A 20,826-nucleotide genomic window follows, 5' to 3' on the forward strand; every position below is an offset into this window, starting at 1 on the left:
GCGGGGAAAAAAATTAAAGAAAAAAAATTAGCCTGTCAAATAAAATTAGGTCTTTTCCTACGGTGATTAAAGACACGGCTATTGCAATTACATCTGAACGTCCTGTGCAGCCAATGGAAAAACCGAGACAATTTCAAAAAGTGTTTTAGGATTGATTTTTCAATTTCAGTTTTACATTACAAAAAACTAGGATGGCCTACTATTGAGTATTAAAATGTCACTAAAATATTTACTCCTATATTATGAAACTTCCTCCCATTGCTATAGCCATCCCTATCATCATTAAGTTTTCTGTTAGTGAAACAAATCCCAAAGGAACATTACTGTCACCACCCACGCAAGCACATTTTAATTCCCGTTTTTCAATATATACTGCTTTAAACACGGAAATAGCTCCTATTGTTCCAATAAACAAAGCAACTGGAATTGAAATCCAATATAAGGCACCTGAAATCATTAATATTCCCGCCAATGCTTCTGCAAAAGGGTAAATATAGCTATAAGGTACCCATCGCTTGGCCAAAATGTCGTAATTCAAAAACATAGTTGAGAAACCTTCAACATTTTGAAGCTTCAGAAGCGCAAGAATTGTCATGCTGAAGGAAATAAACCAACTTACAGAATGCATTGTAAATATAGTACCAAAAACAGTATAACTTGTCGCAAGTGACATTAATGCGGTTACTGTGAAAAGAACCATTACAGGGCGATAAGTCTTCTCCTTAGGATCTTGTACTTTTTTGCCGAAATATCGACGTAAATCATCATATCCACCAATTCGTTTACCATTGATAAAAGTTTGGGGAGTGGTTTTCACGTGATGCTCTTCTTTAAATGCATCTACTTGCTCACGACTAGTCAGCCAATTGTCTTCAACGCTATATCCTTGCGAATTTAGTAGGAACTTCGATTTCAAACCGTAAGGGCATGTGTGTTTAGGCATTACCATTCGATAAAGAGTTGCTTTTTTAGCCATATTGTCCATCTGATACCCTAATGATGTATGTTTTATAATAGAGATTTTATACCGTAAACTTAATAAACTTGTCATCTAAAATGAATAGTCATGAAAGGAAAAATCTCTAACACGAATTTTCTATTGGCAAGAATAACTAAAGGGCATTTTTGGACAGAAGCAAGTTGCTTTTGGTGGCTCTCGATAATGACCAAGTTCTAAATAAGATAACTCAGCACAAGGTCTCACCAATGTAGATGCCCAGAAAAGACAAATTTTATAGGGTAAAAATGTTCTAGGTCGCAAACTTTTCCGCTCAGTTATCATTGAATCGATTTCTAATTCGACTAACCCTCTAGTTATTTTTTGGTTGTAGCAGCTTTATTATCAGCTTTTACTGGAAATATGATCAATGCTGGCATTATCAATACGATAATAATTTTCAGTGTTGGCGTAGATTATTTCCCTTCTTTCAATTTTCTTTTTCTTACAGGCGCAACACTACTCTATCTAGTATTAGTAGAAATTATTAAAAAGAAATTAATGTGGCTATGATTGGAAAAATATCCACAGCAGAAGTATCAGCATCTTAGCCACCTAGACATTTATGTAGCAAAGCAGGCATAATCTATATTCCAAATGAAAATGAAAAAGTTTGGGTAATCTCTATTCGGCAATCCCTTGCTTAAGAATTTAAATAAGTTGAAGACCATTAAGTATGAGACCTCTGGCACGTGGGTATATACATCTAGCAGCATTTTTTATCACCCTTTATGCATGCACTATACTAATCCTTTACAGTAATGGGGTCTACGCCATTTATGCCAGTATAATTTATAGTGGAAGCCTTATTGGGCAGTATGGTGTGAGCGCACTTTATCATACCCGCCTGTGGAGTCGGCAAAAATATTTATTACTAAGACGGATTGATCATGCTGCTATTTTTGTTTTAATCGCAGGAACAGCAACTCCCATTTGTCTACTTAAGTTAAATAAAGCATCAGGATTGCATCTTCTCTCCATACTTTGGCTGGTTGCACTATTTGGAATGTTAATAACGACCCTATGGCCTCACGTACCGAAATGGTTTAGAGCGTTCCTTTATATTATTATGGGTTGGATTGGAGTTCTCTATTTTCCCGAAATTAAATCTTCGCTAGACCCAACCAATATCCAGTTGTTAGTAATAGGAGGGGTTACCTATACTCTAGGTGCTTTGATCTATGCTTTTAAGTGGCCGGATCCCTTTCCTAGAATTTTTGGATATCATGAAGTCTTTCATGTTTTCGTTGTTTTGGGGAGTAGCCTGCATTTTTGGCTTAACTATAATATAGCTACATAACCCAGTTTCTTAGTTTCGTCATCGATTGGCGAGTTCGTCGGAGAAACCCTCGAAGTAGAAAGTTGGGTTTCTCCGAGGCAAATGAACATCTGCTTCCCTAACATTTATTTTCCACAGGCCAGTGAGAAGTCTTATTCATTTACTTTTTAAAAGGATTTTTTCCCTTACCTTCCTGTTCAGCTAATGGATGCTCAGAGTGGATTGGGTGATGCTCAAATGTACTGAGCTGTATATCCGGTAGATTAATCGTTGAGTCATCCGGTATACTCATCTGGTTTAATAAACCAGTTTTTGGTTCTGGCATTCCCATCTTACGCTCTAATTTAGTCATCCTTTTTTTAAGCTTACCTTCCTTTTTATCAGAAACAGCCTTAGTGAGCACCGGCAAATCTTTTGGGCTCTCGTTCGAAATGATGGGTTTTTGTATTGAGATATCCTTCTTACTCTCTGACAGCATTGTTTTGCGCGCGGGTATATTTTTCTTGTTCTCAGGTAAAGCTGTCATAGGAGCAGATCCATCCTGTTTAGGTGTAATCTTCGTTGCTTTTTGTTCCGACTTCACTCTATTCGGTACTGGTGCACGGGTGGATGCAGTTTTATTTTTTGATTTCATCAAAGTATTCTTAGTAGCAGTAATTTTATTTTTATTTGCAGTTTTCTTCTGCGCCGAAGGTTTCACCGTTTTCTTCATTTCAGAGCTAAACTTTCGATTTTTTGACGGCTCAATTCTTGAGCTTTTAATTGATTGAATTGTATTTTCTTTAATTTGTTTAGAATGTGATAAAAGAGCATCCTCTAAAAGTTGAAATGATTGTCCTACATAATCTAGAATCAAATGACTATTTTCAATCATGAGTTGAACCTGTTTATCTAGTAATTCCCCAGGCTGTTTCATAGAGGACATATCTTCAAACGTTAAATATTTTATACCTTGTAATGTTTTAACATTAAGATCCAGCATTTCTTGAAATGGTTTTTGCAGTTCACCTGCCATCCAATTGTGTGAGTGGTCCTGAGTCATGATTATCTCCATATTGTTACAACACATAATTCTAGACTAGCAGATTAATTAATCTATCGCGAATTTATTGAGAGTGTAATACTGATTAAGTGAGATATTTACACTAACTCGAAAATAGGTAGTATGAAGTACCATTGATTTTTAGAGTCACGAAAAAATCTATCGAGTACCTGCGGAGTATCTTAAATATGAAAGATAAAAGCACGCCTCTCCACTAAGGATTACAAAACCCTTTTTGATAGGGGCATATTTTATAGTCGTATCTCAACACTGAACTCTTGGAGCAAGATTAATGAAGGATGGGGCCAAAAACTTTCCAACCTATTATGGCTAATAAAATGAATAACATTATATTGCCACCGACGATACCATAGTTGCCACCAGAAAACTCATTTCGATGCCAATATAATCCGAAAAGTAACCAAATGAGCATCAGAACCCAAAACAAAATTCCAATAGGCATTTTATACTCCTTGTTTGTTAACCAGAAACTGTATTTTCAATTTAATCATTAAACTACAACCACCTTAGTAAATTATAGCTGATTATTGCTCGCATTTAGGTCGGTTGGTGTTATTTATTTACCCATGTTTATCAAAATGAAAGGTGATACTTCCTATAGAGTGTTCTAGATATAGGTGATCCGCTCTCACTATGCTCTAGAAAAATTAGATATTTCGCTGCAATTCGAAGCCCTTTTTTTCTATGAATAGATTATTTTGCCCTATTAGCTTGATTTCCCCCCTCATTATCCATGGCTTGTTTTGCTTCACTCTCTTCCTCCGGTGTTTGTTCAAATTCTTCTGAGTGATAAGAATGAGGTATGTCACAAACTGGACAAGATACGTGTTTTGATGGGCAAACATAACAGCACAGCTTATTAAACAGACATAAAACAACTCCTGCAGCAAATAATGCGACTATGCCAAGACTACTGTGAGTAGATATGGTTAAACCAGTTGCGATAGCTAATAGAATAACGCCTAATACTTCAAAACGAAGCGTCCAGAGACAGGTGATCTTAGAACATTCCATTTTCTTCATTTTATTACTCCTAGTATTAACGATGCATTGATGTTATTAACTTAAACAAGCTTTAATTAATTCTAGACTACTATTTGATTCTTCATATCTTTGCGTGGAGATTAGCCTCATTAGGTAAAACCGATAGTATTTTCCTAAGATCGATCAAACATTGCAGAAGTGAGGGAAATATTACCTGAAGTAGCTTCTAATAAAGTTGAGGCTGAAGATTAACTGATACAGCAAAATCCCCCCCTTCCGCAGCGTTTACTGCCTTTATATGCTACAGTTGATATAAGCATGTAAATTTCAAGGAGAAACAAAATGCTTAGTACAATATTACTTGTGGTTTTAATACTCATTTTAATTGGTGCCTTGCCAACATGGGGGCATAGTAGAGAGTGGGGCTATGCACCCTCAGGTATTATAGGGACTATTTTAATAATTTTTTTAATATTATATTTGCTTGGTCGTGTATAGGTTGGTTTTTATTTTAGAAAAGAATCAATCATGAAAACAATTTTAGATTTAATTGTTGCTCGTTTTTTGTTATCACTGCAGTCTTGAAGTATGGGTGCGGCTGCAGCAAAAACAGGGCTTCATTCATTGATTTGCACAACAAATGTAAGCAATAATTCCAGTAAATTCCGATAAAAAAGCTGATGAAAAATGGCAAAAACTGAAGCATCTGCTCACTGTCGGGATGCACAAAAATTACTTGTGAAGTACAAAGTATATAAATTCTCGTTAACTATTCCCCCGTAGAATAAATAGAATTACAACTATGCGTATATTTTTCTAACATCTCTCACCCTTGCTTTTAAAGCAATGTAAAGAAAGCAGATTTAAGCGAATCAAAGGTTAAACGCAAGAGGTTTGCTTATATGAATTCAGCTCGTCTAGGCCAGTGTATTGAGAATCCATATCATTCCATTAAGGTAGCTCGCAAAAATAAGCCATAAGAAATAAGGAGTCAATAATAGAGCACTCCCTCTTTCCGTATCTTTAATTTTTAAGATAATGATTGCATTCAAACTAATCATTACGAGTATCCATAAAAAACTAAACCCTATCCAATGCAGTTGAAAAAAAATTGGGGTCCATAGCCAATTCATGATGAGTTGTATTATGTATAGAGGCATTACTATTTTAATTTGAGGTTTGCTGCGATTTTGCCATAACTTAAACCCAACAATGGCAAGAAATGCATATAATATGGACCAAACGACGGAAAAAACCCACCCTGGAGGAGTTAGAGTTGATTTATGGAGCCTGTCATACCAAGAATAAATATTTGCTTGGGTTAATAAACCTAAAAAGAAACCTATCAATTCAAAAGATAAAATCCAAATAATCAATTTAATTCCGTTTGTTTTGTTCAAAATTTTTTCTCCATACATTGTTAGTCCTTCACGAAATGAGGGATAGTCAAGAACAATATTATGTTCCTTTTTTATTTTTCAGTAGGCTGATCACACAGAAATTTTTTTTACTAAATCTAAAATAATTTCTATTGACCCTTACCAATTTACTCATAAATTCATAGAAATGAAATGACTGGAGTAACGCCGCAAAAACTGGCGTTACTAAAGAGTTTCAGCTCATTCATTTTTTAGAGTATAGAAGATGTCGCAATTGATTTTTTGAAAGTAACAATCAAATTTGAATCTTTCATTTTTGTGGTCATCGAAGTTGGATCATAACCCTTCGGTAATTGAAATGCTTGACTGTAATTACTCTGAGAATAACTTACACTTTTGCTATTATTTTGTTCACTCGTAATTTTTTGCGTTACATTGGAGCTCACTATCAATTGTCCCTCTTTGACAGAAACATCGACTTTACTATCAGCATCTTTTGGTAATTTTATTTTATAAGTAATCTCATTTTTACTTTCTCTAATTTCAATAGTATTTGTACTACCAAATGGAATTTGATTGGATTGATTCGCCAAGTTATGTTGCATTTGTGAAAATTGACTTTTCATAAATTGATCCATAGCTCGTTGCATTTGCTCCATTTGTTTCAAAATATCATTTGGTGATTGAAAAAAAGGATCATTATCGAAGGGATCCAAAGTTGCTTGTTGATTACTTTTTTGAACTTGATTATTTTGTTTAGCCTCAACAGCTATGGCTCCTGCTGATACCATAGTCATAAGAGGAGCAGAAATTAAAATAGGAAGTAGTTTCTTTTTCATATAAATCTCCTAAATGGATATCAAAAAATGGAAGTTTTTTGGATAAGCAATCATGAACTAATTGTCATGACTAAGGGACATAATATCATTTCTTATTAAAAGCAAATAAATGCAGGATCCAACTCAATTTTACTCATCAAAAAATTTGACCTCGCCAGAGGAAACATCGTATAAACCGCCAATTATTTTAATGGTTCTTTGATCCTTTAGTTCCTTTATAATACTACTTTTATTTAGAATATTTTTAATGCTATTTTTGATATTAATTTTGGCAACTTCATTGACATAAGGGAGGTTACTTCCGTTTCGATTTTCTTTAAATGTTTTTTCCTGGTGGATTGCAGGTTTTATTTTTTCTAAAAGCTGAGTCAAATACCCCAAATTAGCTTCATCACAAGCCCCTTTTATTGCACCACAATTGGTATGGCCTAGTACTACAATTAATTTAGATCCAGCTGCTTTGCATGCAAATTCTAAACTACCAATAATATCATCATTCACAATATTACCAGCAATTCGAATACTAAAAATATCTCCTAGTCCTTGGTCAAAGATTAATTCTGCTGGTGTTCGTGAATCAATACAACTTAAAATTGTGGCGAAAGGGTATTGCCCATCAGCTGTTTCATTAACTTGTTGAAGTAAATTTCGATTAAATCGCAAGTTTTGAATAAACCGTTGATTACCCTTTCGCAGCAAATCAATTGCTTGGTCTGGGGTGATATTATGTTGATCTCTTTTACTAATCGTTTTCATAAATACTCCAATCAAATAATTTATTATCGAGTTTTTTGAATTTCCGTGACGTTATGCTCAATTGTTCTACAATATCATTCAGAGGTAAATGACTCAAAACCTCAGATGTATGCTGACTGATCAAAACTTTTAGTATATCTATAGTAGTCATGATTTTATCATTAATTTGCTTCTGATGATTGAGCAGGGCAAATCATGGGTTTTTTCTTTGGTTTCGAATGCGCTTTTTGCATTAATGCTTTACGAAGAATGATGCCATCTGCTTTAGTAGCCCCAGACCAAAAACCGGTAGCGCAGGTATTTGTATTACAATCACCGCCAAAAGTAACAAACGGTTGAGTCCACTCTATCGTACAGTTACATAAAGCACGTTTTGAATTTTGCGGATCAACTGTGCACAACATATCAACACAATTTGTCCAGGGTGAACCTTCTGGGCAATTCATTGAACTTTTAGTTGCAAATTGCTCAAATGAAAATGTTGAAATGAGTGATGTCACTTTGTATTTATCTTGAACAGGCTTTCTCTCTTTACATGTTTTATAGCCTACACTTTTACCTTTTTCGACTACACAATCGCAAATTGCATTGGTCGAGCTCCCTGGGGTGGGAATACAGCGAGCAGAAGTACATAGCGCATAGTCTTGATCGCATATAATTGGAGTTGCAGAAGTCTGCGCAAAACCATTAGTAACCAACAAAAAAGCGCATATTAATCCAAGCCAATTTCTCAGTATTAAGTCCATTTTGCATTCCTTTATTGAGGCTTTATCAAACTTCTTGATATTTGTAATACTGTTTTACAAATTATAATGACCGAAAAAGTATTAATATCAACCCTACTCCCACAACGAATAATTCCTACCCTTTTTGCACACACACTTAAAATAACCATTTCTTTACCCTACCCACCAAACAGTCTCATCATAATTTGGTTTGATGCATTCTTCGTACCTTCATGAAAAAATTTATAACGTACTTAACCAAGAATAGATTTTTGCGCTAAATATTCTCGGTGCAAGCGGTTCGCAATGGCCGCCAGTACCTTCTTTGTCATTGAAAAGAATGTATTCCTTTGTACATTGTAATTCATCATAAAGTTTTTTTGCCTCGCCTAAGGTAATATATTCTAAGGTATTATCACAAACCAGCATGGGGCATTGGATGTTCTTTACTAATCCATGCAGAGTATAAGCACGAGTTTTATCGAGCATTTCTCCAACTGTTTTAGCAGCAAATCGCCATTTTCGACTTTCTATCATGAATTTTAAATTTTCATCTGTTTTCATAAGTTCCGTTAAAACGTGTTCTAAAGGGGCATCCTTTAAGCCAGGGATTTTTTCCTTAACAGAATTAAATTTAGTTTCGAGGGGACCACTTGCATCAAATATCCCTGGATCTACAATACATGCTGCGATTCGTTTTTCTTTGGTTACAGCGCGAGCAGCAAGATAACCACCAAAGCTTCGACCAATCAAAAAAATCTTTGTGTGATCGATTTCAGGACGTTTAATGACAAAATCAACAACTTTTTCAACAACTCGTTCCCAATCCGGGATAAACGGTATTTTATTAAATCGCAGCATACTACCCTGTCCTGGTCCTTCAAAACTCAAACAATGAAAACCGCGCTTTAATGCTTCTGCTGCCGTACTAAAATATGATTCTTCTTTCGTACTATCACCTCCGCCTGTATCAATGAGGATGGGTTTAGGATGATTTGAAAGAGAATTAAGATATAGATAACCAGGTAATGTAATATTTTCAAAAGGAATTTTTACTTTTTCTACAGGAGTTTCGAAAAATTCAAGGGCTTCATGAAAAGCACTAATACTGTATTGCAATGCTTGTTCTATCCTGGGATCGGAAGGTTCATCTTCAAGGAAAAAAAACGCAGCCCGATAATAAGTACACGCTCTTAGAAAAGCCAATTTCGCATCCAGATGCAACCCCTGCTTACGGTAAGTTTCACCCATACTATAATTGCGATCACCAAAGTCGGCCCAACGGTCATACCAGCTATCCTTACAGCCAGATACTATTTGATTTGCTATCGCAAGACATTCCCCAACTTCGGCACCCTGATAGGTCGTATAGCCTAAATTTCTTATGAATTGAGCATTAAAAAGGGCCGGTTTAATAAAATCTTGCATGAAATATCCTTATTTTAAATACATTATTTAACAGTCTATTTATTCTATATAGCTATTTTTCTCATATTTGTTCAGTTCACTGGGTGATTTTATCTTTTCGAAGCTCTTGGAATACGTGCAAGGATGCTTGCTCAAATCAGCATATTCATTCGTTGTTCACCTAGCTCTATCCACTGGTTTTAAAGCAAACCAAAATAGCCAGTGGATTTTTGAGAGCCGGCATTTTAATCACGAAAGCATGCAATATGAAAAGGGCGAGCTGCGGGCTTACCATTAGGTTCAAAGGTATTTACCCGCATTTGTGATGCATTTTGCATCAAAGAGACGGTAATTAACCCCGGAGATACTGGCTCATCAAGAACGCTACCTATAGTTCCAGAGAAGTTTGTCTTTACTCCCCCACCCTGCAAAGGCAGTTTCCAGGTTATAATATATTCATTGATACCGTTAAATTCACATGTATCAATCATATAACCCCGTGCAATAGTGCCATCCGCCTGAATCACACACGCCAATCTTCCTTCAAATTTTTCCATAGCTGCTCCCTGATAATTATATAAGTAGATGTAACAATAACTAAATTATCTTAATATCTTTAATAATAGATTATTATGGGAAAAAAACTTTCCAAATAAGTGCTAAAGCAATGGGCGTTTACTGCACACATGAAAGTGATGAATCTAAAGTATAAAAAAGAGCCATTTTATTTGCTCTATGTTATCATGCCGCTTACTCTAATGACTAAGCTCTCTCATCACTGTTGGTGGTGCATCAATTTCCTATGTGGTAATGAAGACTTACAATTTATCCGTTATTGATTTAGCCCTTCCCTCTCCTCGCGTGGGAAGTATTGATACCTATTCAGGTTTTGGATTGACCTCCAAACTTGCAGTAAAAGCGCATCAAAATTTTCAACTTCAACAACTAAAGAGACATCCCAATTACACGGCAGAAGTAAGTATATCGCACCTGCTTTCTTATAAACGTTACCGCTTTTACATTTCCGGGCGAATAGATGGCATTTATCATGAAGAAAATCCAAGAATTGAAGAAATTAAAACCGCGTTTGAGCCTCAGAAGTTAATTGATATACTGTCGGAAAACTATTTTACCCACCCTTATTGGCTACAACTGCAAGTCTATGGCTACATTCACTGGTTACAAACAAAAAACACACCCCAACTTAATTTATTAATTCTTTCGTTGCGAAACAAAAAAAACACTTCTCTTGTTTTAGACTTTAATAAAGATGCTTTTGAACAGTGGTTGAATCACCGATTAGATGAATTGATTCGAGAAATCAAAGAATCGAAAAAACGGATAAAACAACGTATAAAGCAGAGCACTAAACTTATTTTTCCATTTGAACAACCTAGGCCGCATCAAAAAGAGTTAATGGAATCAGTAGACTCTTCAATGAAAGCAAAAAAACCTATGTTGATTCAAGCTCCAACGGGCCTTGGTAAATCCATGGCCATTTTATATCCTACTTTGAAAGAATCTTTACATCGAGGACAAAAAACATTTTATCTCACACCTAAAAACTCACAGCATCAAATTGCACTTAATGCAGTTGAACTTCTTCAAGAAAAAGGTGCAGCATTCACCTCATTAATTCTCACTTCCAAAAAAAAGATATGCATGAAAAATGAGCCTGTTTGTACCAGTAAGCAGTGTGAATTTGCAGAAAATCATTTTACAAAATGTACAGAACACAAGTTAATGCAGCAAATTAAAAAACAACAAAACCTAGACTCACTTTTTTTTAAAGAACTCGCAAAAACCTACCAAGCGTGTCCTTATGAGCTGCAAATGGGAAGTATACCCTATGCTGATGTGGTAATTGGTGACTACAATTACGTTTTTTCTTCTACTCATACCCCCGATCGCGTAGTCGGGTTGCAACTAGGCGAAGAAGAAAAGCCGAACCTAGTCATTGATGAAGTGCACAATTTACCCAGCCGGGGTATGGATTATTTTTCACCTGCTCTTGAAGTACAATTTTTTGAGTATTATTTAAATGCATTGGATAGATACCCTCACCCTTTTCAAAAAAAACTTACCGATATCATTAATCAATGCGTCACCATCATTGATGGATGTGCCTTACCAAATGTGTATGAACCCCATATTACTAAAGTACCTGAAGAACTATTTAAACAACAAGAGGAACGACTGAACCAGTTGCTTACTGATTACTTAGAGACGGATTTAATAATCGAAACAGACGACCCTATCTTAAAATTAGTCAATTATTGGTCTGATTTTACTGCAGCACTGGAATTTGTGAACGAAGGACGTGATGAGTTCTTTATTTCGTTTAATCCCAAACGCCATGCATTAAAAATTAGTTGTTGTGATGCATCGAGTTTTTTGAAAGAGCATTACTGTCATTTTCATCAAATCATTGGTTTTTCAGCTACATTAAAACCTTTTGATTATTACAGCCAACTTATTGGATTAAACAAATCATTCTTGCATACTGAAGAGTTTTCTTCTCCTTTTTCATCTACTAAACGTAAACTATTACTCATTCCGCAAGTATCGACTAAATATCGAGACCGAAAATCAAATACTCCTAAAATTATTGAGGTCATCCTTCGCCTTTCAGAATTACAACTTGGCAATTATTTTGTGTTTTTTCCAAGTTTTGAATTTTTAGAGCAAATTTATTCACAAATGCCCACCACTTCGCAATTTACCCTTTTACGTCAGGAACGACGAATGGAGACCAAAGAAACAAAACATCTATTAAAACAATTGCATCACAAGGGTAAAAATCATTTATTTTTCGCCGTACAAGGAGGAATGTTTGCTGAAGGCATTGATTATGTGGGTGATTTAGCCATAGGAGCCTTTATCATAGGTCCTCCTCTTCCCTCCTTTGATTGGGAGCGAGAACAAATGAAGCACTATTATGAGACTCATTATCAAGAAGGCCAAGAATACGCATACACCTATCCTGCAATGGCCAAAGCCATTCAGGCAGCAGGAAGGGTCATACGATCTGAGACCGATAAAGGTTTGATCGTCTTAATGGATAATCGCTTTTTACAACCCACCTATAGTCAGTGCATGCCCAAGGATTGGTATGCGCAAAGTCCGCAAGAGCTCGTCTCAACATCAATTATTAAAGAGGTGCAATCCTTTTGGAGAGATGAAGATATCGGACCGTTAAATCATTCAGGGAAACCATAAGGAACTGTGCGCTGATGACTGAATTATCACAAAAACAAATTCTTATCCTGGATTGCCAGACGACTGGTATGCACCCGAATACCGGTCATCTTTTGCAAATTGGTTGGAGCATTGTAGATCCTCGCTCATTTAATGATCTTCACATTGAAAAATGGACATTAAAGCTTCCACACGAAGCGATCATCCCACCTAAAATTAAAAGGATGCTTCATTTAACTGAGAGCGAACTGCAAGACAGCGCGGAACCCCAGCTGGTGTTTGAATCATTGCAGCGTGTTTTAGGGGAAGTAGGGCCGGAGCCCATCATCATTGCGCATTATGCTCAGTTTGAAAAAAGTTTTTTAAAGCAATTTTATCTAGACCATGGTCAAGCTGAGTTAAATTTTAATTTAATCTGTTCTCAAAAAATTGCAAAACGCCTATTACCACACCTTCCAAGTCATAACTTAAAGGCAGTGGCGGGTTTTTTAAAATGGCCTAATACTCCTAAAAATGAAATTTATTCTCACGTATCCATGACCATTCATGTCTGGCAACATCTTCAATCAAAACTCCTTGCAGCAAATGTAGGTTGTTATGCCAGCTTAGAAGCTTGGCTCAACATGAAACACCCCACTCAAAGTGAATTGCAGTATGAATACAACATCGAACGATTAGAGCGACTTAACCTTTCCACCAAACCTGGTATTTACCACATGCTTGCCCAAGACAAAACAATATTATACATCGGGAAAGCAACCTCTTTAAAAGCACGAGTCAATTCGTACTTTCGTGGCGTTAAAAATAGAGACCGACGCAAACTAGAAATGTTAGCCCAAGTATGGGATATCGAAACGACAGAATGTGACACTGCACTAGAAGCGGCACTACTCGAGTCCGATGAAATAAAAAAATGGGAACCACCCTATAATATTTTATTAAAATCAGACAACCGAAAACTTATTTTTTATAATTACGACTTCACAGCCTTTACAGAAAGTAAAGATAATACGTTCTTTAACGGCCCTTATAAGCCCCATGATTCCTTAATGGTATTAATGGAATTACTTCATGCGCTTAAAACGCAAGCAGCTATAGAATATCGAGAGGAGTACATTAGTCCGGTACAATTAAAAAGCGCCTGGCGAATTTTTTGCGCCATGCACGCTATAAAGAGTAAGGATATGGAACAATTGACAATGAGAACATCTTTTCTTATTGGATATCAACTCTTAAAACAATTTGAGGCCATTCATGGAAAGGGTTCTTTTCAAAAATGGTGGGCTACCGAAAAAAAGAAAAATCTCGAAGATGAGTCAGTATTGGAGGAACGAATCGCTAGAAAAATTGCACGCATCTTAATTCGAGCAGCAGAGACAAAACGCAAAGTCCGTATGCTAACTCGCTTATATAACGCCAGTTTCGTGATTAATTCCACCCAGAAAAAATTAACGGTGATAAATGGAGAACTAGCAAATGAAATCTCTACCCTACCCCTGAATAACAAACTACCTCCATCTTTTGACATACATCATTATGACCGGCTATCCATCTTGTTATCCGCTCTAAATAATAAAACTATTTCTCTTCTTTAAATAATTTTTCCACTGTGGCAATTCTATCTAATTGAGTCTGATCTAAGTTTAATTTAAGTGGTATCTCTTCATGTCAGCTTTTGCTTTAATTTAATTCCTCAACCTAACAATCATATTGGTTAGCCAACCTCATAAAAAAATTGTATACCTCCTATACAATTTATTCATTTTAATTTTAATTTTTAAGTGATTAGGATATGCAATGAAGCTAATCAACATCCAGTACCTTAGCAAATTCAGCTACTTAATTGGCATGTTATTTAAGTTGAACTGTATGAGAGGTTACTCATGATGGTTTAAAGATGAATTAAATTTTTGGAAACTACATATGGCTATGTTTAGAATAGAACTATTAAAAAAGAAAGCAGAAATTGATCGGAGTTTTCTTGCCGAAAGCGAGCGGCAGGAAAAAATATTAGATGAGATGAGAGCAGAACTCAATGTCTACAGGGAGCAGCTATGCCAAAAAAACCAGGATTTAATTGATGAGCTCGTATATTCGGGACGGTTTACAGAGAAACCAGAACTACCCCATTATGTCGTAACAAAGGCAGTAATATACTGCAAGTTCAAGGAAATATCTGATGGGTTAGAACCCTTCATAAATGCTCATCTCCAACTCTTCGGTGATGACCAAACACTATCGAAACAGAAAACAGAGGATATATTAATTAATTTTTTCAGAAACGTGGATGATGCAATTAAATTAATTAATGATAATAGGACAGGATGGGAGCTTGCGGTGGATTTTTTAAAATCAGCCCTTAATCTTGTTGGTTACGTAGTGTCCTTTACCGCCTACCCTGGATTTTTTAGGACAGCAGCCCAGCCATTTTATGAGACCAAATCAAGCATAATAAAACTTATCCATTTGAAAAATGAATTAGCCTTATTATCTCACTCTGATGCGAACTTTGAAGACAATAGACAAGTTTCTTTAAATACATAAAAAATTTTTCTAATTTGAGATAAAAGTGGTCAAAATTTACAGAAAATCTGACTCGCGCCCTTGCAAGTAAACGATAGTATATATGAAAAAGAAAATTGAAAGCCAAAATCCTGGAAAGGAAAAAGAAAAGCAGCAGAGCCCTAGAACCCTCATTACTTCTGATAATATGACTTACTCGGAAGCGATGCTTCTAGCCCGTCTTGATGAAACGGGCTTGTTAGATGACTATATCGGCAGCAAAGAAATTACAAAGCATAGCTTGCAGTGGATTGAATGTTTTTCAGAAGATGAAATGCTGCGTATATTTTCCAGGTTTCCTAACGTATATGAACGTTGTATGGATAAAATGAGTAAAACTCTAGGTTCTTCCGTAAAAGATGTCCTATTATTCAATGAAGTGTTTTGCAATCTGTTTAGAAACATTTTAACAAAAGCTAAAACTATTCACCTTCACTACAGATGGGCATTTGCAGAAAACACCTCCGAATTTCATGAATTTGAATTTGCAGTATTTTTATTTCACACCTTCTTGGAAGAAGACTATCAAGTATCTACTCCCAAAGAGTCGAGCCTCATGAAGGCATTAAATAGATTTGCTGATTCTAATTTTGTTAATTTGAGAAACCTAGGAGCCCCTATATGTTCTCAGCTAAATGAAATTATTGAGCATGGAGCTTGTAGTGCAGGATTCTCTGAACAATTATCTAGAGTTTACACGGCCATGATGCTTGCCCGTGCATTATTATTTTATGGGAATGTGCTCAAACAACACTTAAATGAAAGCACCAGTGAACATAGTGAATCCAAGTTTTGGAATTATTCCCAAGCAGCATCGTTCTTCAAAATAAATAAAGAAATTGAAAAGGAGATGAAAGCTCCGTTATATCACGGCAATATTAATTTGGAAGATGCAAAACGTTTACTTACTAACCCAGGTGACTATCTAGCTAGATATTCAGCTAATCAAAAGAAATATTATTTAACCATATGTTTAGATACCCAGACCAGCCGAAATAAGCTCATACTCAACTTTGTAATACCCAAAGATAAAGTGAAACCCTGGATAAAAAAGCCAATCGAAAATTACGAAGAAATCGAACACTACATTAAAGAGCAACTCACTAAGGAACAGCCAAAAAGCATACAATCTTCGATAACGGATTTTTTGCAAAATGAAAAATATTCCCCTGTGTTTAATCCAATTTGCAATGCGGATATGCTCCATGCATCATTTAAAGCATGATTTAGTTAGTGGCCACTTGTAACTCTCCTAAAACAGTGACCTTCGATTCAATTTTTTATGCTTATAGTGTCAAGTTTTAGGTGATTTTCTAAAACGTCTATTATTTTTGAGTACGACTCTATGACTTGCTTATTGGTTCCACCACTTTCAAGATATTGCTTTAAATTATGTTGAGCTAATTCCAATGCTGTTTGGCCTTCAGGTTCATTGTTTTTATTTTTTATATTTAAATTAGGATTATATTGAAGCAGTAATTCAACTCGCTTGAGATCTGCTTTATCAATAGCGAACATTAAGGGTGTGTATCCAAATCTATCCTGAGCGTTTAGTATTTGCTCCAAATAATTGGGCATATTAAAAAAAAGGGGGTTGCTTGTAGCCTGGTTTTTTACAGAATCAAGATAGTTTGCGATAATGCTTAAGTCTGCCTCTGCAACGAGGATATGAATTAATCTTACGTCATTATAACTAACGTAATTAATGCAATCTTTCCTTGTTGGATCATGAATAGCCTGCCAAACAGGATCTTTTTTAAGGGTTTCCTTTATTACTTCGCCTCGTGTTGTATCCGCAAATAGTGTGGAGGAGAAAGCAATATATTGATCTACATCCTTCCTTACTAAAGCGTTGAAAACCCATTCTGCCAGCTTTTGAGTATTAGTTGTTCCCTCTAATAAGTATTCCTTTTTTATGTCCTCGCTGTTGGATATAAACCATTTTTTGGTTGTTGTTTCATATCCAATACTAATTGAATGCGTAGTAGTCCCCATTAAAAAGGAAACTGCAGGATTAGGTAATTCATCTTCTTGTTTTGGCTTTATTTCTAATACATTATGAAGTTGTTCAAAGTATTTAAAAAATTCTGTTTTACTATAAATACCAACCGAAAACTTTTCGACGCTACACTTTTTATATTCCTTTGGAGTGTACATTAAAGGATAAACCAGTTCAGCTACTTGACCCACGGGCTCTTTGGGAGAACCCTCAAACAAAACAGGAAACGACGCAGGATCATGATAAACCACGAGTTCCTGGGCAAATGAACTTAAATCGTTAAGGATAGGCAGATCATCATTTTTAAAAAAAGAAGATTGTTGGCTGTTGGGCTGTGCTAGAGACGATACAATTTCTTGAATAACTTCCTGCATGTGGTTAGAGGCTGTATTTAAAGAAGTGGTTGAGGAGGCTTGCTTCTTTATCTTAAGTAATTCTCTAATGATTTCAACTCGCCGGTAAAAATCTGTTCTACCCTTCTCTCCCTGACGCATAGCATTCATGAATAAGCTCGAAAATCCATTACAGTGTCCAAAATCTTCCATTTTCTCGGCTAAGTGAGAACCTTCAAACATAGATTCTAAGAACTTTGTAAGTTCCTCATAAGTCAATGCGATATCAGATGTTTCAGTTTCAACCATAATCATTACCAATTCTATCTTTAATCAGTTAATAGCCCATTGATTTTGTGTTCATATGCACACTTAAATATTAGACTAAATTGGCAAATTATTTTACATATCATGCTTTACAAAAGCTTAAATGCACCCGATTATAAGAAAACATATTATGCAGATTGAAATACGGCAAAATAATCTTCAATTAGTAAATACAGCTATCCTAAAGAGTAGGACAAATTTTTTTTCAAATAAAACGCAGCCATTTTACTTAAAATCAATCTTATGTATGTTTAAAAAACTGATTGATATCTGGCTCCGCTTCAACCATATTATCTGAGTTTTTGATGCCTTCCTCTTTATCCTTAACGGTTTCTTTTTCTGAGTTCTTTAAGTTTTTTTCTTCATCCAAAACCTGTTTGGACTTATCTAAAAAAGACCATTTTTTTGGTGCCTCACTAGATTTTTTTGCACCATTCGCTTTTTTCGACATCATGTTAACTCCTTGTGAATAAATTATGACATTAGACTTAGTCAGCTATAGGTAACTTATACTTTAAAAGCCAGAGTTGATTCATCCTTTGGGAACTCCAGTTCAAAACCTTTCTCAATCAATGGACCGAAATATTCCTCAATTGAACGAACTGGCCTTTCTAAATATAAAGATTCCCCTGGTTTTGCTTTAGAATTAATATTTTCTTTCTTAATCCAATTGTACATCATCTCATCATTATAAATAATAATCTCTTTCATACTCATATTAATTGAAGCAAACAGGGTCAACTCTCTTGTAGTACTATTATTATCGAACATCGCCACAGATACATTAGAACCAATTAACTCCTCTTGGTTTAATGACTTCATCATTTCCCCAGGAACTGCTTGATGTGATCCGAGAAGACCCTCTGTATGCTCGTATCGTTGAGTGTCTTTGCCACGACCATGTGCTCGTCCGATTGCAGCGGCTACATCAGTGGAAATCGCAACAATATCTACCTCACCATATCGCTGATTCGCTTCTCGGAGTTCATCCGGTTTTAATTTGGTTTGATCATGAAGAAAACAAGGAAATCTTTTTCCTTCCAATTCATTGCTCTTTTTGGCAATAATTTGCATAACTCTTTCTTTAACCAATAAGGCTTCTTCGTAGGTAAATTGAGAGTATCTCAGAGGATCGACTTCTGGTTTTTGCAGAAAAGGCTTAAGTCTATCCGCATTGTGATGTACCAATTGATTCCATTCAATAGGTGGTTCATATTTTTCAATAACTTTTGAAACGAGTTTAAGGCAACTTCCTTTCCCCGAGGCAACTCCTCCAGTTGTAAACAGAGCTATAGCTTGTTCTTTTTTAACATATTCTAAAGGTTCAAAATCACCATGATCACAAAGTTCGTTAATAGCTCCTGTTACCATAGGTTCTATTATAGCTCGGGCTCTCTGAGTATAAATCGATGCCATGGCTCGTTGAATGTAGATCGCCTTAAGTAGTTCTTTATCTTTTTCCCAAGTCTCTTTTCCTGAAATGGACGAATAATAAAATTTTAAATTTTCGAATTCCTCAGGCGAAAAAGGATAAGTTTCTTTTAACTTTCCTTTTATTAAGTCATTGAATAAATTTATAATATCCATCTGAAGATTATCATGCATTAAAGTGATCTTAAAAACAATTCGGTCATACACTTCTCCTGCTATTTCTTTTTGCACTTTGGTGAAGGCGTGTCCGAATGTATCCATTTCGTCATCAACATGTTTATCCAATTTAATGGTTGCTTGTAACTGGGCAAGTATCTCATGCTCAATAAGCCGTCCGGGATGTAAACATACTAAATTTCTGACCATTTCTTTGGGGAAGGCAGCCATTGTTTGTTCTAATAACGAGATAGACTGTTCATCGGTACCTGAACTCGAATAAGCTATTATAGTAAAATCATTTGGGCTTACTTCCTGTTTTGATTTTATTCTTTCTTTTAGTTCAATTGTTGCCACAAAGAATCGACCGTCATACCTTGATAACATTAAACACCCTTTGAATAATTAAAGAGCTTACATAGTACAATATATAAATTAAGTGTATATTAAGAATCCATAACACAAATTTTGATTATCAGAATAGGACTTTATGATTTTACAAATGAATTTATTCTTAAACTTGGATATAAATTAATATTTTCGTACTCTGTACCGTAATAATATTAATAAATTTTTAAACGCTCTTTCTCTATAAACTGCATGATCGCATTTAAAGTAGCTTTTTTATCTTGGCGAATGGGAGAATGCCCTGCGTTAGGAATTTGGATAGGAAGTAAATCCGGTTTAATATCCAGTAATTTTCGAACATCTTCAAGTTCTACTAAACTTCCATGGGCAGAATTACCATACAGTAACAATGTTGGATTTTTTATTTGTTTAAACAAACGTTCTACCTTGTATTGTTTAAAAACCTCATCGAATTGATCAATCATTGCTAAAAGCATTTCAGGATCACAATGTCTTACTTGTTCTGGAATAAATTGATCGATGGGTAATCCTAGTTTGCTTAATCGAAGTGCTTGAATAATAAAATTTATTTGCTCCCTAAAGCCTAGGGTTAATTGACGAAGAGCGCTTAAATTTAAAGGAGGATCCATAAGAACAAGAGCTTTCACAAGAGAGGGTTGGGTTGCGGCAAGCATGCCCCCAATCATTGCACCTAATGAATGTCCAATTATTATGGCAGGTTCTTTTATCACTTCTTGAATAAAAAATTGAATATCCGTCAAATAATCCTCTAAAAAGTAATGACCGGTTATTTTTTGTGATTTGCCATGACCGCGAAAATCCGGAGCGTAGATATGAAAACAAGCACATAGCTCAAGAGTAATGGACGCAAACGCTTGCCACTGACGGGTGGCACCATGTAGCAATAACAAAGGCATACCATTATTAGGTCCTTCTGCATAATTAATTTGACACAAATGGTTATGATGCAAATATTCTTTCATTCGAACCTCTAAAATCCAAACAAATCGGAGTTTGTTCTTA

The 20,826-nt window shown here is 35.5% G+C and carries 21 protein-coding genes; 6 read left to right on the forward strand and 15 right to left on the reverse strand.

Annotation, left to right across the window (positions count from 1 at the left end):
* Positions 1–235: 235 nt before the first annotated feature.
* Positions 236–976, reverse strand: a complete 741-nt coding sequence (locus ACWTE2_RS13275; RefSeq protein WP_454785720.1) for a MauE/DoxX family redox-associated membrane protein — start codon at positions 974–976, stop codon at positions 236–238.
* A gap of 697 nt (positions 977–1,673) precedes the next feature.
* Between ACWTE2_RS13275 and trhA the strand changes: the two genes are divergently transcribed.
* Positions 1,674–2,297, forward strand: coding sequence for a PAQR family membrane homeostasis protein TrhA (gene trhA, locus ACWTE2_RS13280; RefSeq protein WP_454785721.1), 624 nt, complete (start codon positions 1,674–1,676; stop codon positions 2,295–2,297).
* 139 nt (positions 2,298–2,436) lie between these two features.
* On the opposite strand, the gene ACWTE2_RS13285 is transcribed toward trhA, so the two are convergent.
* From ACWTE2_RS13285 to ACWTE2_RS13295, 3 genes are all read right to left on the reverse strand, one after another.
* Positions 2,437–3,318, reverse strand: a complete 882-nt coding sequence (locus ACWTE2_RS13285) for a hypothetical protein (RefSeq protein ID WP_454785722.1) — start codon at positions 3,316–3,318, stop codon at positions 2,437–2,439.
* A 289-nt stretch (positions 3,319–3,607) separates the two neighbouring features.
* Entirely contained in the window at positions 3,608–3,781 is a 174-nt protein-coding gene (locus ACWTE2_RS13290; protein WP_454785723.1) for a hypothetical protein, read from the reverse strand.
* 251 nt (positions 3,782–4,032) lie between these two features.
* A complete protein-coding gene (locus tag ACWTE2_RS13295) occupies positions 4,033–4,362 on the reverse strand; it encodes a hypothetical protein (RefSeq protein WP_182393495.1) in 330 nt (109 codons plus the stop codon).
* 303 nt (positions 4,363–4,665) lie between these two features.
* Between ACWTE2_RS13295 and ACWTE2_RS13300 the strand changes: the two genes are divergently transcribed.
* Positions 4,666–4,821 carry a DUF3309 family protein gene (locus ACWTE2_RS13300; RefSeq protein WP_182393494.1) on the forward strand — a complete coding sequence of 52 codons (156 nt, stop codon included), beginning with the start codon at positions 4,666–4,668 and terminating at the stop codon, positions 4,819–4,821.
* 419 nt (positions 4,822–5,240) lie between these two features.
* Here the strand turns inward: ACWTE2_RS13300 and ACWTE2_RS13305 are convergent, their stop codons facing one another.
* The 7 genes from ACWTE2_RS13305 to ACWTE2_RS13335 form a co-directional block, all read right to left on the reverse strand.
* A complete protein-coding gene (locus tag ACWTE2_RS13305) occupies positions 5,241–5,723 on the reverse strand; it encodes a TspO/MBR family protein (RefSeq protein ID WP_483099549.1) in 483 nt (160 codons plus the stop codon).
* Between the two features lie 230 nt (positions 5,724–5,953).
* Positions 5,954–6,541: an Hsp20/alpha crystallin family protein gene (locus ACWTE2_RS13310; protein WP_454785725.1), complete on the reverse strand. Its 588-nt coding sequence runs from the start codon at positions 6,539–6,541 to the stop codon at positions 5,954–5,956.
* Between the two features lie 129 nt (positions 6,542–6,670).
* Positions 6,671–7,297, reverse strand: coding sequence for a carbonic anhydrase family protein (locus ACWTE2_RS13315; RefSeq protein WP_454785726.1), 627 nt, complete (start codon positions 7,295–7,297; stop codon positions 6,671–6,673).
* Positions 7,284–7,448 carry a hypothetical protein gene (locus tag ACWTE2_RS13320; RefSeq protein ID WP_454785727.1) on the reverse strand — a complete coding sequence of 55 codons (165 nt, stop codon included), beginning with the start codon at positions 7,446–7,448 and terminating at the stop codon, positions 7,284–7,286. Before ACWTE2_RS13320 ends, ACWTE2_RS13315 begins: the two co-directional genes overlap by 14 nt.
* Positions 7,449–7,458: 10 nt before the next feature.
* The gene (locus ACWTE2_RS13325; RefSeq protein WP_454785728.1) at positions 7,459–8,043 is read right to left on the reverse strand and encodes a hypothetical protein; all 585 of its coding nucleotides are present in this window, start codon (positions 8,041–8,043) and stop codon (positions 7,459–7,461) included.
* A gap of 222 nt (positions 8,044–8,265) precedes the next feature.
* Positions 8,266–9,450 (reverse strand): alpha/beta hydrolase family protein, encoded by a 1,185-nt coding sequence (locus tag ACWTE2_RS13330; RefSeq protein WP_454785729.1) that lies wholly within the window; start codon positions 9,448–9,450, stop codon positions 8,266–8,268.
* A gap of 224 nt (positions 9,451–9,674) precedes the next feature.
* Entirely contained in the window at positions 9,675–9,986 is a 312-nt protein-coding gene (locus ACWTE2_RS13335) for a hypothetical protein (RefSeq protein ID WP_182393489.1), read from the reverse strand.
* 253 nt (positions 9,987–10,239) lie between these two features.
* Between ACWTE2_RS13335 and ACWTE2_RS13340 the strand changes: the two genes are divergently transcribed.
* From ACWTE2_RS13340 to ACWTE2_RS13355, 4 genes are all read left to right on the forward strand, one after another.
* Positions 10,240–12,648: an ATP-dependent DNA helicase gene (locus ACWTE2_RS13340; protein WP_454785730.1), complete on the forward strand. Its 2,409-nt coding sequence runs from the start codon at positions 10,240–10,242 to the stop codon at positions 12,646–12,648.
* A gap of 14 nt (positions 12,649–12,662) precedes the next feature.
* Positions 12,663–14,222 carry a GIY-YIG nuclease family protein gene (locus ACWTE2_RS13345; RefSeq protein ID WP_454785731.1) on the forward strand — a complete coding sequence of 520 codons (1,560 nt, stop codon included), beginning with the start codon at positions 12,663–12,665 and terminating at the stop codon, positions 14,220–14,222.
* A 328-nt stretch (positions 14,223–14,550) separates the two neighbouring features.
* Positions 14,551–15,171 (forward strand): hypothetical protein, encoded by a 621-nt coding sequence (locus tag ACWTE2_RS13350; RefSeq protein ID WP_454785732.1) that lies wholly within the window; start codon positions 14,551–14,553, stop codon positions 15,169–15,171.
* An 82-nt stretch (positions 15,172–15,253) separates the two neighbouring features.
* Complete coding sequence (locus ACWTE2_RS13355) at positions 15,254–16,414, forward strand: SH2 domain-containing protein (protein ID WP_454785733.1); 1,161 nt, start codon at positions 15,254–15,256, stop codon at positions 16,412–16,414.
* A 47-nt stretch (positions 16,415–16,461) separates the two neighbouring features.
* On the opposite strand, the gene ACWTE2_RS13360 is transcribed toward ACWTE2_RS13355, so the two are convergent.
* The 4 genes from ACWTE2_RS13360 to ACWTE2_RS13375 form a co-directional block, all read right to left on the reverse strand.
* Positions 16,462–17,829 (reverse strand): ankyrin repeat domain-containing protein, encoded by a 1,368-nt coding sequence (locus ACWTE2_RS13360; RefSeq protein WP_454785734.1) that lies wholly within the window; start codon positions 17,827–17,829, stop codon positions 16,462–16,464.
* Between the two features lie 259 nt (positions 17,830–18,088).
* Complete coding sequence (locus tag ACWTE2_RS13365; RefSeq protein ID WP_454785735.1) at positions 18,089–18,301, reverse strand: hypothetical protein; 213 nt, start codon at positions 18,299–18,301, stop codon at positions 18,089–18,091.
* A 53-nt stretch (positions 18,302–18,354) separates the two neighbouring features.
* Complete coding sequence (locus ACWTE2_RS13370) at positions 18,355–19,821, reverse strand: hypothetical protein (protein WP_454785736.1); 1,467 nt, start codon at positions 19,819–19,821, stop codon at positions 18,355–18,357.
* A 176-nt stretch (positions 19,822–19,997) separates the two neighbouring features.
* Positions 19,998–20,786 carry an alpha/beta fold hydrolase gene (locus tag ACWTE2_RS13375; protein WP_454785737.1) on the reverse strand — a complete coding sequence of 263 codons (789 nt, stop codon included), beginning with the start codon at positions 20,784–20,786 and terminating at the stop codon, positions 19,998–20,000.
* Between the last annotated feature and the right edge of the window lie 40 nt (positions 20,787–20,826).

This window comes from Legionella nigrisilvae (genome assembly GCF_977063395.2).